At 62.2% G+C, this 13,754-nt stretch carries 13 protein-coding genes; 5 read left to right on the top strand and 8 right to left on the bottom strand.

Going from position 1 to position 13,754, the window contains the following annotated elements:
* The first annotated feature begins 10 nt into the window (after positions 1-10).
* Positions 11-2,011, top strand: a complete 2,001-nt coding sequence (locus tag AC1DX4_RS25095) for a putative bifunctional diguanylate cyclase/phosphodiesterase (protein WP_477222857.1) — start codon at positions 11-13, stop codon at positions 2,009-2,011.
* Positions 2,012-2,027: 16 nt separating this feature from the next.
* Here AC1DX4_RS25095 and AC1DX4_RS25090 read toward each other — a convergent pair whose 3' ends face one another.
* A complete protein-coding gene (locus AC1DX4_RS25090; protein WP_477222856.1) occupies positions 2,028-3,176 on the bottom strand; it encodes an amidohydrolase in 1,149 nt (382 codons plus the stop codon).
* Between the two features lie 367 nt (positions 3,177-3,543).
* Positions 3,544-3,987 carry an SRPBCC family protein gene (locus tag AC1DX4_RS25085; RefSeq protein WP_477222855.1) on the bottom strand — a complete coding sequence of 148 codons (444 nt, stop codon included), beginning with the start codon at positions 3,985-3,987 and terminating at the stop codon, positions 3,544-3,546.
* 259 nt (positions 3,988-4,246) lie between these two features.
* On the opposite strand from AC1DX4_RS25085, the gene AC1DX4_RS25080 reads away from it, so the two are divergent.
* From AC1DX4_RS25080 to AC1DX4_RS25065, 4 genes are read left to right on the top strand one after another with little or no spacing between them, the layout of a single operon-like run.
* Positions 4,247-5,107, top strand: coding sequence for an FAD binding domain-containing protein (locus tag AC1DX4_RS25080; protein ID WP_477222854.1), 861 nt, complete (start codon positions 4,247-4,249; stop codon positions 5,105-5,107).
* A complete protein-coding gene (locus tag AC1DX4_RS25075) occupies positions 5,107-5,583 on the top strand; it encodes a (2Fe-2S)-binding protein (RefSeq protein ID WP_477222853.1) in 477 nt (158 codons plus the stop codon). Before AC1DX4_RS25080 ends, AC1DX4_RS25075 begins: the two co-directional genes overlap by 1 nt.
* 2 nt (positions 5,584-5,585) lie before the next feature.
* Positions 5,586-7,847, top strand: coding sequence for a xanthine dehydrogenase family protein molybdopterin-binding subunit (locus tag AC1DX4_RS25070; RefSeq protein WP_477222852.1), 2,262 nt, complete (start codon positions 5,586-5,588; stop codon positions 7,845-7,847).
* A 20-nt stretch (positions 7,848-7,867) separates the two neighbouring features.
* Positions 7,868-8,113, top strand: coding sequence for a MoaD/ThiS family protein (locus AC1DX4_RS25065; protein ID WP_477222851.1), 246 nt, complete (start codon positions 7,868-7,870; stop codon positions 8,111-8,113).
* A 161-nt stretch (positions 8,114-8,274) separates the two neighbouring features.
* Here the strand turns inward: AC1DX4_RS25065 and AC1DX4_RS25060 are convergent, their stop codons facing one another.
* The 6 genes from AC1DX4_RS25060 to AC1DX4_RS25035 form a co-directional block, all read right to left on the bottom strand.
* Entirely contained in the window at positions 8,275-9,528 is a 1,254-nt protein-coding gene (locus AC1DX4_RS25060; RefSeq protein WP_477222850.1) for an alpha/beta hydrolase, read from the bottom strand.
* A gap of 71 nt (positions 9,529-9,599) precedes the next feature.
* Entirely contained in the window at positions 9,600-9,926 is a 327-nt protein-coding gene (locus tag AC1DX4_RS25055; protein WP_477222849.1) for a hypothetical protein, read from the bottom strand.
* A 59-nt stretch (positions 9,927-9,985) separates the two neighbouring features.
* Positions 9,986-10,768: a transporter gene (locus AC1DX4_RS25050; RefSeq protein ID WP_477222953.1), complete on the bottom strand. Its 783-nt coding sequence runs from the start codon at positions 10,766-10,768 to the stop codon at positions 9,986-9,988.
* 73 nt (positions 10,769-10,841) lie between these two features.
* Positions 10,842-11,369: a hypothetical protein gene (locus AC1DX4_RS25045; RefSeq protein ID WP_477222848.1), complete on the bottom strand. Its 528-nt coding sequence runs from the start codon at positions 11,367-11,369 to the stop codon at positions 10,842-10,844.
* A 217-nt stretch (positions 11,370-11,586) separates the two neighbouring features.
* Positions 11,587-12,558 carry a SphA family protein gene (locus AC1DX4_RS25040; protein WP_477222847.1) on the bottom strand — a complete coding sequence of 324 codons (972 nt, stop codon included), beginning with the start codon at positions 12,556-12,558 and terminating at the stop codon, positions 11,587-11,589.
* Between the two features lie 50 nt (positions 12,559-12,608).
* A complete protein-coding gene (locus AC1DX4_RS25035) occupies positions 12,609-13,601 on the bottom strand; it encodes a formylglycine-generating enzyme family protein (RefSeq protein ID WP_477222952.1) in 993 nt (330 codons plus the stop codon).
* Between the last annotated feature and the right edge of the window lie 153 nt (positions 13,602-13,754).

The raw sequence follows: 13,754 nt of genomic DNA, 5'->3' as shown, positions 1-13,754 counted from the left end.
GCGGGGATTTGTGAGCGAACGCGCATCATCCAGACTGGCCGATACGGTGGATGTCGAACCGTATGATCCGCGCCAGGAGCTTGGGGCGGCGGAACTGCGCATCCTTTACCGCCGGGAAGCCCAGGCGAAGCGAAGGAAAGACGCCAGGCCCGGGCTGTGGATCGCCGTCGTCATCTATGTGCTGTTTTCGGTGTCGGACCTGATGCTGATACCTGACGTGGCGGCCTATACGATCACGGCGCGCTTCGGGGTCGGACTGACGGCGCTGCTGGTCCTGGAAGCACAGCTTCGCCGGGGAGCCGCCACCGATTGGCTCGACGTGACCTGCGCCGCGGCCATCATCTTTGGCTATATCGGCTGGTTGTGCCCGGCATTCCTGGGTGAAAACAAGGAAAGCGTCGCCTACTATATGGTCTTCGGCACCATTTTCATGATGAGTGCCAACCTGTTCTTCACGTTCAGCTTCAAGGTCTCGATCATAACGTCGACAATCATTTTGTGCATCCTGTACGTGGTGAACTACTTCGTGCCGGCGTCGCTGACGTACAAAATGGTGTTCGGGACGTTCTACGTTTCATGCTTCACCTTCACCTCCTATGTGAACTGGAAGCTGAACGAAGAGCGCTACAACGTCTTCCTGAACGCGCTGGAAGCCAAGATCCAGCACAAGGAGGCCACCGAGCGCGGCAAGGCTTTGCTCAGGCTGTCGCGGACGGATCCGCTTACGGGCCTGGAGAACCGGCGCGCCATCGACGAGAAGCTGCGCGATTACTGGAACGACTGGCAAAAGCTTGGCAGCAAGTTCGCGGCGATCCTCATCGATGTCGACTTCTTCAAGAAATTCAACGACTGCTACGGCCACCAGGAAGGCGACCGCTGCCTGATCCATGTCGCCAATGCGCTCAGCGATCTGATCAAGAACTACAATGGCTCGATCGGGCGCTACGGCGGCGAAGAGTTCATCGTGCTCGCCCGGATGGACAAGAAGGACCAGGTCACTGAGCTGGCGGAAGCCATCTGCCGCACGGTGGAGAACCTGGGGATCACCCATGAGCTCAGGCGCGACGGGGTCTCGATCGTGACGGCGAGCGTCGGCGCCGCGTTCACCAGGACGCAGGCCGGCGCCAAGCTGGAGAAGATCATCCACGAGGCCGATCGTGCGCTCTATCTGGCCAAGGCCAGCGGCCGCAATTGTGTGCGGCTGTTCGACCCGACCGATCCGCAGAGCAGCGACGAGAGCGAGAACCTTGCGGCGCTGCTGAAGATCGCGATCGCCCAGAATCTCGTTTCACTGGTCTACCAGCCCATCCAGGATGTCGTGTCGGGGCGTGTCGAGGCGGTGGAGGCGCTGATGCGTCTCAAGATGCTGGACGGAACCCTGGTTCCGCCGAGCCTGTTCATTCCCGTCGCGGAACGCACCGGGGCGATCCTGGAGCTGGGGCGCTGGGCAATACGGACGGTCTGCGCCGAACTGCTGGCGGACGATCACGTGCGTGTCGTCAGCGTCAACGTCTCGCCGATCCAGCTCAAGACGCCAGGCTTCGCCGCATCCGTTGCGACCATCCTGGGCGAGACCGGCGTGACCGGCAACAGGCTGGCCTTCGAGATCACCGAAGGTCTCGAGATGGAGATGCACTCGGACATCCTGCGTTGCATCAGCGACCTGAAGCTGCTCGGCATCAAGATCTGGCTCGATGATTTCGGCACCGGCTTTGCCGGCCTTTCGTGGCTGCGGCTGATCGATTTCGATACGGTCAAGATCGACCGCTCGTTCCTGCACGATTGCGGCACGCCGAAGGGCATGGCGATGCTGCAGGACATCATCGCGCTGGTGCGCAATCGCGGCCACCAGATCCTGGTCGAAGGCGTGGAGACCGACGAGCAGATCGCGCTCATGCGCGAGTTCGGCATCGACAGGATCCAGGGTTTTCGCGTCGGCCGTCCGGTTCCCGCCGCGAACTACCAGGCCAAGCGGACCGTCCACAAACGCCCGTACCTCAAATCCGCATAACCGCGCGCGACCAAATTCACCCCAGCAGATTGCGCGCCGTGCGCATGAAAATCTTCGAGCCGATCGGGATCAGGTCGTCGGGAAAATCATAGTCCGGATTGTGCAGGGAAGGGTACCGTTCGCCGGCGCCGAGGAAAAACATCGCCGACTTCGCACTGTGGCCGAACAGGCCGAAATCTTCCGAGGCGCGCATCGGCAGGGCTTCTTGCCCATGCACGACGCCTTCTTCGTCGAGGGCGCGTTGCAGGTGCTCGACCGCGTCCGGGGCGTTGACGCTGGCGACGAAGATCTCGTGATAATCCCAGCGGGCGGCGAGGCGATGCCGGGCAGCGATCTCCTTGACCAGCGCTTCGGCGGCGGCGCACAGATCGGCCATGCGCTCGTCGCGGCGGGTGCGCAGCGTCGCCCAGACCTGCGCATGCGCTGGCGCGATGCCGAACACGGCTTCGCCCATTTCGGCATGGGTGACGGTGACCATGGAGAAATCGTCGTCGGCGAAGGTGGCGCGGCCGAGCGCGGGCAGCGCCGGCATCAGCTCTGAGATCGCCGGCATGGGCGAGATTCCGGTCTCGGGCATGGAGGAATGCGCGGTCTTGCCCTCCAGCACGATGCGCATGCCGCGCGAGGCGCAATTGACCACGCCGGGCTTGAGCCTGACCTCGCCGAACGGCACGCCGGGCAGATTGTGCAGCGAGAAGGCGAAGTCGGGCGCGATCTCGCCGTAGCGCGGATCGGCAACGACGCCGGCCGCGCCATTGCCGGTCTCTTCCGCCGGCTGGAACATCAGCACGACACGGCCGCTGGCCGGCCGCTGGCGCCCGAGCTGGCGGCCAAGGGATGCCAGGATCGCGGTGTGCCCGTCATGGCCGCACATATGCGACTTGCCCGCCACTTGCGAAGCATGCGGCACGCCTGACAGCTCCTCGATCGGCAGCGCGTCGAGTTCGGAGCGGAACAGCACGGTCGGTCCGGCCTTGCCGCTGTCGTAGACCGCCGCCACGCCATGCCCGCCGAGACCGGTCAGCACCTTGTCCGGGCTGGTGTCGGCGAGGAAGGAGACGACCTCGTTCGCCGTGTTCTCCTCCTCATTGGAGATTTCCGGCTGCCGGTGCAGCTTGCGCCGCCACTCGGTGATCTCGATGATATCCCGGTTGGTCAGGGTCATGTTTTTGCCTCCGCTGCGTTCTTCGTGACATGCCGGTCGCAAGGCGAGGACAATCGCATAGGGCGCTCCCCCTCTCCGTCTCGGCTTCGCCGAGCCACCTCTCCCCCACTTTTGTGGGGGCGAGGAGCCCAAGCCTCCCAAAGCCGCGACTTCGGAGATTGGCGTTTCCTCGCCCCCATGTAATGGGGGAGAGGTGGCCGCGAAGCGGACGGAGAGGGGGCCGGCGCTGCCATATGCGATTGCACTGCCCTTTGGCCGGAGAGGTTTCACGCGTAAGATGGCGCGTCAAGGCCCTTGGTTATCGCCGCACGGAGCCGTTGGCGCCGCCGAAGAGGATGTCATCGGCGGCGGCGCTGCACTCATCGATCTATTGGTTGATCTCGGGCTCGACCAGCTTTGCGAGGTTTCTCAGCGATTCCTGCCAGCCGAGATAGCAGGCCTCGACCGGGATGACGTCGGGGATGCCGGCCTGGGTGATGTCGATTTCGGTGCCGACCGAGACCTTTTTCAGGATCACGGTCACCTGGATCTCGCCGGGCAAATTGGGGTCGTCGAACCTGTCGGTGTAGCGCAGGCGCTCGCCGGGAACGAGTTCGAGATACTCGCCGCCGAAGGCATGGCTGCCGCCGGTGGTGAAGTTGCGGAACGACATCTTGAACGTGCCGCCGACCTTGGCCTCGAGGTGATCGACCGTGCAGGTGAAACCATTCGGCGGCAGCCACTTGGCCAGCGCGTCGGCTTCGGTGAAGGCGCGATAGACCTTTTCCGGGCTGGTGGTGAGAACGCGGTGCAAACGTACGGTACCGGGCATATGCTGTCCTTTCATGATGTCTGTTCGATGCCCCAAGGACGAACGGGGCCTGACCCGTCCGACATAGGGTCTCAAATTTTTTTGAGAACCCGGCCGCAGGCCTGTCCGACTGTGCTGCCCCTTGGCGTACGGCAATTCAGGCCGATTTGGGACTCGATTTTCCGCGGCTGGCCCAATCGTCGCAAATGCGGAACCGGATAGCCATTATGAGGCGATTGTTTATAACGGTCGCTCAGATTGCCATATCCAAGGGGAGACGATGCGCTACATACGTCCGCTTTCAATCGAAGATGCCGTTGGCCAATTGGCCGGATCGGCTGGCATAGCAGCCATTCTGGCCGGAGGCAGTGACCTGCTGGTGAGGATGAAGGGCGGTTTTGTCGAACCCGACCTGATCATCGACATCAAGTCGATCGCTGGTCTGAGCGAAATCCGCGAAACAGCCGAAGGCTTCAGCATCGGTGCCACTGTCCCCTGCGCCGTGCTGGGCGAGAATGCTGCACTGAAGAAGGCATGGCCTGGCGTCGTCGAGGCAGCCAAGCTGATCGGCTCGAAGCAGGTGCAGGGCCGTTGTACGATAACCGGGAACCTGTGCAATGCCTCGCCGGCGGCGGACAGCGTGCCGGCTTTGGTCGCGGCTGGCGCCAGGGCGGTGATTGCCGGACCCTCGGGCAAGCGCACCATCGCCGTCGAGGCCGTGCCGATCGCGCCGGGCAAGACCTCGCTCGTCAAGGGCGAGATCATCGAGGCGATCCTGCTCGACAAACGCTCCCCGCATTCGGGCGATGCCTATCTCAGGTTCATTCCGCGCACCGAGATGGACATCGCCGTGGTCAGCGCCGGCGTCAACCTGACGATCGATGGCGCTGGTGTCGTCACGGCCGCCCGCGTGGCGCTGGGCGCGGCGGCACCGACCGTGCTGCTGGTGGAAGAGGCCGCCGAGGCACTTATCGGCAGGAAACTCGATGAAGCCGCCCTCGAGCGGCTGGCAAAAATCTGCGCCGGGGCCTGTCGCCCCATCGACGACAAGCGCGGTACCATCGATTTCAGACGCAAGGTTGCGGGTGTGCTGGCCAAGAGAGCCGCAACAACCGCCTACGCACGTGCAGGAGGCAAATGATGGCTGGTATAGCAGTCTCGACGACAATCAACGGCGACATAACAGAATACCTCTGCCAGCCTGACGAGACGCTGCTCGACGTGCTTCGCGACCGGCTCGGGCTGACCGGCGCCAAGGAAGGCTGCGGCACCGGCGATTGCGGCGCCTGCTCGATCATCCTCGACGACCGGCTGGTCTGCTCGTGCCTGGTGCTCGGCGCCGAGGCCGAAGGCCGGCGCATCGAGACCGTCGAAGGCATGGCGCAGGGCGACCAGCTGCACACGCTGCAGCAGAAATTCCTCGAGCATGCGGCGCTGCAATGCGGCATCTGCACGCCGGGTTTCTTAATCGCGGCCAAGGACTTGCTGGCGAAAAACCCCGACCCGACCGAGGAGGAAATCCGCTTCGGCCTGGCCGGCAACCTCTGCCGCTGCACCGGCTATGACAAGATCGTGCGCGCCGTCCAGGACGCCGCTATCGTGATGAAGGGAGCCTAAAGATGAATTTCGATCCGCGTTTTTCCGGGCGTAAATTCACATCCGTCGGCACACGCCCCATCCGCCCCGACGGCGTCGACAAGGTGACGGGCCGCGCCCGCTATGGCGCCGACTTCAACATGGCCGGCCAGCTGGTCGGCCGCGTGCTGCGCAGCCCGCATGCGCACGCCGTCATCCGCAAGATCGACACCTCGAAGGCGGAAAAGCTTCCCGGCGTGAAGGCGGTGATCACCGCGGCCGACCTGCCTGACCTGACCGATGGCGATGCCGCCATGTACGACATCCTCGACAATTGCATGGCGCGCACCAAGGCGCTCTATGACGGCCATGCGGTGGCCGCGGTCGCCGCCGTCGATGCCCGCACGGCGCGGCAAGCGCTGAAGCTGATCGAGGTCGACTACGAGATCCTGCCGCATGTCACCGATGTCGACCTGGCGATGGAGCACCACGCACCGCTGATCAACGACACCATCTTCACCGAGGGCCTCGAGGAAAAGCCGGTAAAACCCTCCAACGTCACCAAGCGCAGCCAGTTTGGCCATGGCGATGTCCATCAGGGCTTTGGCCACGCCGACTTCATCGTCGAGCGCTCCTTCAAGACCGAGCAGACGCATCAGGGCTATATCGAGCCGCATGCCTGCGTGGCGAGCGTCTCGTCCGACGGCACCGCCGACCTCTGGGTCTGCACGCAGGGCCATTTTGTCTACCGCCAGCATTGCGCCCAGCTGCTCGGCATGGAAGCCTCGAAGCTGCGCGTCACCTCGTCGGAGATCGGCGGCGGTTTCGGCGGCAAGACTCATGTCTGGGCCGAGCCGGTGGCGCTTGCCCTGTCGCGCAAGGCCGGACGCCCGGTGAAGCTGGTGATGACCCGCGACGAGGTGTTCCGCGCCTCGGGTCCGACCAGCGCCACTTCGATCGACGTCAAGATCGGCGCCCGCAAGGATGGCACCATCACCGCGGCGCAAGCGACGCTGCGCTACAGCGCCGGCCCCTATGCCGGCTCCTGGGCCGAGATCGGCGCCATGACGGCGTTTGCCTGCTACAAGCTCGATAACGTCGAGACGGTCGGCTACGAAGTGCTGGTCAACCGGCCGAAGACGGCGGCCTATCGCGCGCCCTCGGCACCGATGGCGGCGTTCGCGGTGGAAAGTGCCGTCGACGAGCTCGCCAAGGAGATCGGCATGGATCCGGTCGACTTCCGCATCAAGAACGCCGCGCAGGAAGGCACACGCTCGTCCTACGGCCCGGTCTATGGCCCAATCGGCATCGGCCCGACGCTGGAGGCGGTGAAGAACCATCCGCACATGAAGGCGCCGCTCGGAAAGAACCAGGGCAGGGGCATGGCCTGCGGCTTCTGGTTCAATTTCGGCGGCCAGACCTGCGTGGACCTCAACATCGGCATGGACGGCTCGGTATCGCTCGCCGTCGGCACGGTGGACGTGGGCGGTTCCCGCGCGTCGCTGTCGCTGGTGGCGGCGGAGGAGCTCGGCATCGACTATGCCCAGCTCAAGGCGGTCGTCGCCGACACGTCTTCCCTCGGCTACAACGACATGACCGACGGCAGCCGCGGCACCTTCTCGTCCTCCATGGCGACTATCTCGGCCGCCCGCAACGCGATCAAGATCCTGCGCGAGCGCGCCGCGCAGATGTGGGATATTGCCGTCGACGACGTCGTCTGGGAACAGGGCCACGCGGTCGCCAAGGGCGAGAAGCACGGCAATCTCGGCAAGCTGTCGCTGAAGGAGATCGCGCTGCAATCCGGCAAGACCGGCGGGCCGATCGCTGGCCATAGCGAGCTCGTCGCCGACGGTGCCGGCGTCTCCTTCGCCACCCATATCTGCGACATCGAGGTCGACCCCGAGACCGGCTCGACCCGGGTGATCCGCTACACGGTGGTGCAGGATGCCGGCAAGGCGGTGCACCCGACCTATGTCGAGGGCCAGTACCAGGGCGGTGCCGCGCAAGGCATCGGCTGGGCGCTCAACGAGGAGTATATTTACGGCAAGGACGGCCGGCTGCAGAACGCCGGCTTCCTCGACTACCGCATCCCGGTCTGCTCCGACCTGCCGATGATCGACACGCAGATCCTGGAAATCCCCAACCCCAACCACCCCTATGGCGTGCGCGGCGTCGGCGAAACCTCGATCGTGCCGCCGCTGGCGGCGATCGCCAACGCGGTGTCGAACGCGGCCGGCGTGCGCATGACCCACATCCCGATGTCGCCGCCACGCATTCTGGCGGCCATCGAGGCGGAACGGGGCTAGGGCAGGGAGAGCTCGGGCCAGTGGTCGAAGTCACCCTTTGGGGCGCGCTCGGCCAGCTTGCCGGCGGCAAGAGCAAGGTCGAGGTCGAGGCCAAGGACATCAGGGAACTGTTCAGGAAACTGGCTGAACAGTATCCCGGCTTCGAGCCGTGGATTGATCGCGGGATCGCGGTGGCGATCGATGGGGTGATTTATCGGGATACGTGGAGCAAGGAGCTGCCGGCGGGGGCGGAGATTTTTTTGCTGCCGCGGCTGGCGGGGGGGTAGGTGGATAAGTGGCTCGCTGGCCTCGCTTCGCATCGAACGTCTTGGTATGGCCGCGAAAGCGGCCCGTCGGCTAAGGAGGGGGTTTGTCCATAAGCAGCCACTCACTGTAAGCAAAAATCCCTTGCACAGTGAGACCTGCTAATAGCAGCGGATCATCATCATTACTTACTGCACACTTTGGCAGGATCGCACGTCTGACGACCGGCCGCTGTCTTTCCGCCCTCTTTCGTGCCAGTCAGGATATCGACTTCCTTGCCATAGTTTTCCCGGGTGTTCTGATCGACGACTGCAACAGGTGCCGCGATCACCAATCCTGCGGCGCTGCCAGCCGCCGCCGCCGCGCCTGTCGTTGCTTGCACGATGGTGTCGCCCAAGCCGATCCTGTTGTCGGTCAATGTCTGGCCGTTGGCCATCCGTGCCCCAATCAGTTGCACGATCTGCGGAGACGATGCGAACTTGCCATGATTCAGGCTGTCTCCGGATTTGATCTTCGTCAGGTCGATGACGGTTACATTGTTATCAGCGAGTTCTTCCTTGTAGGGAGCTTGCTCAGGATCGATGGATCCGAGCCGCGGGATATTGCCCCAAACCCGCCGCGAAACCTTGAGAGCGCGATCGTCCTGCGAGACAAAGAGCGTAAACTGGGGATGCTGTTTCCCCATATCGGCGATTTGTGTGCGAAACACATCGACATCAACGTCCGGAGCAGCAAGCATGACGTTTTTGAACTTCGCTGGCAGGCCGCCATTGCGGATGGCCATCTGCCGCAAGGATTCCAACGCAAGCCAGTTGCCCATTGAATGAGCCAGGATCGAAACCTCTTTTACTTCGGGATCGCGAGCGAGGTACTGGAACAACAACTCGACCGCATCTCGGGTGTAGTTGGTGCTTTCGCGATCATAGCCATAGGCCAGCGCGCTACCCCGCGACGGCCAGGTGACCAGGATCGGGGCGCTGTTCGTGCCGGTATCCTTGGCGATCTGGGCGAAGCGATAGACCGCGTCCTCGAACCGATTGTTGAACCCGTGAATGAAAACCAGGACACTGTGGTCCGGGCTCTTCTTGACAGAGGCGTGCAGCCAGCCCTTGGCCGACTGCACGGTAAGTTCCTCCGCTTGCAGAACAGCGAAATCGGTTGCCGGATTCGATGGCAGCTTCTTCGGCCATGCGACTTCGCCGACTTTGCGAACCGATGGAATCGACACTGTCATGTCGGCAAAAGAGGGGGTCATTCCGCGCTCGCCCGTGTACATTTCCGCCGGATTGGAAGACCGGCTACGGGTGGTCGCAATCAGCATGTTTATCTTGCTGGATGACGGCGATGTGTCGGCGACAGGCAACAGCACGTTGGTGGGACGCGCCGCGCATCCTGCCAGCAATGCGATGACTGCCGACAAAATCAGAGCCCTCTTCATACGCGTGACCTTGGACCTGCTTACTTTCACGCGTACTCCCCGTGCTGTTTGAGCTCTGTCGCCGACCAATCTCAGTTGATGTGAACGACCACGTATTTGGTGCCCGTGTGCTGGTAGTAAGTGGCGCCACAGTGCCAGTAAGAGGCGCCGTTGACCGAAACCTTTGCGCAGCCAGCGGGAAGCCTTGCCACATACACGCTCGTTCTGCGGACTGTTCGCCGCGCCGTGCGGCGTGCCACGCCTGCCACGCTTCTGGGCGTGTGAGGTCGGCCAACCTTTGCCATCGCTTCAGATGACACCGAATTTCCTGTTGCCAGCGAGACCGGGTCAACTTCGACAAATGTTGCCAGCGCCACGGCAAAAATAAGCGCACTACGCAAGCTGAACTTCGATTTCATGATTTCCTCCATTGGCTAGTTGTCGTCATTACCTCCGGCTATTGGCCGGTTATCGAAATCTATTTCTTCGGAAAGAGGAATGTGACGCCGGTTCGGAACCCAAAACCGTCGGGTCCATTTTCCGGACTCTCCGCCCAGTAGCGGACACTCGCACTCAGGCTGACCGGCTGTTTGCCGAGAAGCACCAGCTTGGAGGCCTGGAGGCCGATGGGAACCGACCATTGGTTTGCTCCCCAATCGTATGTGCTCTCGGTGCTGAGCGTGAACGTCCAGGCGTCCTTGGTCGTGTAGGATATGAAGGGCTGCAGGTAAGTCGCGCTGATTTCGTTGCGGTTTTCGTCACCAGCAAACGACCAGATATGATTGGCCAATAGGCCAACCGTCCACCCGTCGAATTGCTTGAGGACGACGGCCGTGGGTCCGGCTCCCCATTTTTGTCCGCCGAGCAGCGGGTCAGTCGCGGTAGGCAAGAGGAACACCGGCCCGACACCCCAGACGATCCCGCTCGCGCCGGTCTTAGAGGGCGAGAGGAAGAGGCTTTGAGATATGTCTCCGAGTCCGAACTGCGCACCGGATGGACCCACGATGTCGTGCTGCCAGGCGATCGGCACGACCGTGCGAGAGATCAGGTTCCAGTTGTCGTTGAGCGTTAACGGGATTACCGGTTGAACGTTGACATAGGCCTTATCGCCATTGATGGGCCCGTAGCCCCTGTCGTAGTTGAATTGGATCGGCACGCTGATCAGCGAGGCGATCGGGTTGGACAGCTGCTTTGCCAATTCGTCGGCGTCTTGCGCCCAGGCGTTCCCGATACCCGGACCGGTGCTTGCCAGAATGGCCATCGCACCTGTGAGGATATATCCTTTCATTGCGTCCTCCTGGGCCAGAAAGGCAATGAATGGTCAGAGCGGAAGGTCATTGGGCCAGGCACTTCCGCCCTACCGCCATCGCCTTGAAAGTTCCATTCAGGTCGACGACAAACGTTCCTTTCGTGTCCGGAAACACTGTCATTGCGTATTTCTTCGCCACGTCGCGCTTGAAATTGGGGTCGTCGGTCAAGATGTATCCGCCTGAGTATCCGCCCTTCAGTTCCCCGCTCGTGCTGGTGGCAACGCCCTTATAGAGATGGCCGTCGAGTGAGACGAAGATAGCCGAATTGGTCCCGTTCTTGAGGCCAATATCCGCCTTCGTGAACACGCCCAGATAGCCAACCTGCTGGTTTGCCGTGACGCCCATTTGCACCGCGCTTGGACCATCTGTGCGCACGATCAAACAGTCTCCGCGCGTCTTGTTCGCGTAGACGGTCCAACCTTCGACATCGTCCCCGTATCGGACGAGGACGTCGCTAGCCTTGGGAAGGGGATTCTGGCTTTGCGCGTAGACCGCAACCGCGGATGAAAGTACGACTGACGTTGCCGCGATGAGAGTGATGAAATTCCGCACGATAGTCTCCCTATTTGAGTGTTGTTCGTCGCCGTTTCGTTGCCTGCTGCTAGGAGGGCTTGTCTTCTGTGGCGTCACCTTGCCGGCGAAGCCGTTGCTACCCGGCCGTTTCGAGCTCGCCGAGGCGCCGGGTCCTGTCGGCCAGCTTGCGCGGCGCGAGTTTGTCATCCCGGCAGCCGGCGCGACGAAGACGGTTCGACTCCGCCCGGTCGCAGCGCTATTGGCTCTTTGCCGCGGCGGGCGAGAAGGCGAACCCCACCCAGAGGTTCCAGCCTGAAGCTCGGTTCTCGCGCGCAAATTCCCAATAAGCCTTGGCGTTGAAAACGCCCTGCACCTTATCGCTCACCGGGAACAGGTAGCCGACCTGCGGACCGATGCCGACGACCCGCGATTTGAAGTCCCCAAGCACCGCGCCGCTGCCACTGTCTCCGGTAAGCTGCTGGTAGTAATAGCCGCCTGCTCCAACGAAAAATTGCTTGTTCAGGAACTGCGCGGCGGCCCAATCGATGTGCATATCGACACCGTTCTGGTAATCCGTGTCGGGGTTTTTAAAGTTGTAGGTAAACCCGAGAACGGCGGAAGCTTCCCTGCCGTTTGCCGGATTGAAGTAGGTGTAACCGCCGCCGGCATCGATGGCGGCATGGCCGAGGCCGAGATTGGCCAGGCGATTGACGTCGTAGGCGCCGACCGGGATATCGCCGGCAAGATAGGTCATGTAGTTGTTGACGCCGGCGTTCCATTTGAGTGTCGCCGTTGGATAGATATCGCCGAAGCCCGTAACCGGGTCGCTCCTGCTGCCGGAAACGGGCACCCCTCCCGGGCCGGAAAGCACGGTGTCTACGCCGACCACGCTGCGGCCGCCTGCGGTCAACGCGCTCAGCGTCAATTGCGCGCTCCCCAGCACTGGCGTCTCGAACGTATAGCTTGGCCCGAAGATGACGAGGTTGGCCCGACCTTTCAGGCCGACGTCGACCTGACCACCGCGCGGGAACTCCTGACCTCCGCCTGCCCCAACGGACCCGTGGTAGTAAATCGTCGCCCAAGACCAACCAGGGGTGCCGGGCGTTGCAGCAAAGCTGCCATACTGGCCTGGCAGCCAAAAGCTGACGCCGTTCTCATCGGCATGAGCAATCGCCGGTAGAAGAACCGAACTTGCCAGCGCGGCAAACAAAACGCGATGATAGATCATTTGTACCCCTCGACTTTCATTGCTTCGCCGTCCCCAGGCGTTATTGAAGTTCAGTCGTCGCCGGTCTCAGGCCGGAATGTGCCCCCGATGGTCTCAGCATTTCCGCTTTCGGCTTTCGCCGCATCGCGGCCAATGTCGCGGCTTCGTGCGATGAGCCGAAATCCAAGATGTGAGATCGAAGTATCTATCGGCTGTGCCATGCGGGCGGCGGGCCGATAGCGTCTGCAATAGTTCGGCGCACACAGATGCGAACCGCCCTTGGTGACCTTGCGCGGTATCTTCACCTCGGTCTCGCGCGGATCGTAGCTTTGTTCCCGGTCCCCGCCGCGTGGATTGGTCCCCGTACAGCATGGGCTATCAATCGCGCCGTGGTCCCGATACCAGTCCGACGTCCACTGCCAGACATTGCCGGCCATGTCGTAAAGGCCGTATCCGTTGGGCGGAAACGACCCAACCGGAGCGGTATATTCGTATCCGTCATCGACGGTGTTGCGATAGGGAAAATCGCCCTGCCAGATATTCGCCATATGCCGTCCGCCCAGGGTGAGTTCTTCACCCCAGACATACTCGGCGCCTTCCAGCCCGCCGCGTGCCGCGAACTCCCATTCCGCCTCGGTCGGCAATGCTTTGCCGGCCCAGACTGAGTAAGCCTCGGCATCCTCATAGGCGATGTGGACGACGGGGTGGTCCTTCAGCTTCTTGATAGTACTCGCCGGTCCGCGTGGATGGCGCCAGTTTGCCCCGCCGACATACATCCACCAATTATAGTGGTTACGCATATCCACCGGCCCTGCCGGTTTCTTGAAGATGGTCGAGGATGGCAACAACCTGTCCGGCAACGCGCCAGGATATTCCGCCGGATCTACCGGCCTCTCGGCAAGCGTGACGTATCCGGTTTCCGTGACGAAGCGTTCGAAATCGGCATTGGTGACAGTGCAGCAATCCATCCAGAAGCCATCGACACGGACGCGGTGTGCCGGGGCTTCCTCGGCATAGCCTCTGTCCGAACCCATCAGAAACTCGCCGCCTGGAATCCAGATCATCTCCGAGGAGAACGGCGTGGCCTGAGACGCCCGAATATCGGGGTAACTCACAACAGGGTTGGTGCTGGTCATTTGATCCGAGTATTCTTTCCCATCTGCGGTTTGTCCTCGCTGGCGTCCAGCTTCGCGAGGACAGGCCTTCTTCACCGGCAA

This window comes from Mesorhizobium sp. P3_A8, assembly GCF_056402995.1.
Note: the sequence above shows the minus strand (reverse complement) of the source record. Positions and strands in the feature narration are given on the sequence as shown.

What these genes read in the sequence shown, in the direction of transcription:
- AC1DX4_RS25080 (WP_477222854.1), top strand. Translation starts at nt 4,247, where the DNA reads ATGCGCTACATACGTCCGCTTTCAATCGAAGATGCCGTTGGCCAATTG.
- AC1DX4_RS25035 (WP_477222952.1), bottom strand. Translation starts at nt 13,601, where the DNA reads ATGATCTGGATTCCAGGCGGCGAGTTTCTGATGGGTTCGGACAGAGGC.
- AC1DX4_RS25090 (WP_477222856.1), bottom strand. Translation starts at nt 3,176, where the DNA reads ATGACCCTGACCAACCGGGATATCATCGAGATCACCGAGTGGCGGCGC.
- AC1DX4_RS25085 (WP_477222855.1), bottom strand. Translation starts at nt 3,987, where the DNA reads ATGCCCGGTACCGTACGTTTGCACCGCGTTCTCACCACCAGCCCGGAA.
- AC1DX4_RS25060 (WP_477222850.1), bottom strand. Translation starts at nt 9,528, where the DNA reads ATGAAGAGGGCTCTGATTTTGTCGGCAGTCATCGCATTGCTGGCAGGA.
- AC1DX4_RS25070 (WP_477222852.1), top strand. Translation starts at nt 5,586, where the DNA reads ATGAATTTCGATCCGCGTTTTTCCGGGCGTAAATTCACATCCGTCGGC.
- AC1DX4_RS25050 (WP_477222953.1), bottom strand. Translation starts at nt 10,768, where the DNA reads ATGGCCATTCTGGCAAGCACCGGTCCGGGTATCGGGAACGCCTGGGCG.
- AC1DX4_RS25055 (WP_477222849.1), bottom strand. Translation starts at nt 9,926, where the DNA reads ATGAAATCGAAGTTCAGCTTGCGTAGTGCGCTTATTTTTGCCGTGGCG.
- AC1DX4_RS25075 (WP_477222853.1), top strand. Translation starts at nt 5,107, where the DNA reads ATGGCTGGTATAGCAGTCTCGACGACAATCAACGGCGACATAACAGAA.
- AC1DX4_RS25040 (WP_477222847.1), bottom strand. Translation starts at nt 12,558, where the DNA reads ATGATCTATCATCGCGTTTTGTTTGCCGCGCTGGCAAGTTCGGTTCTT.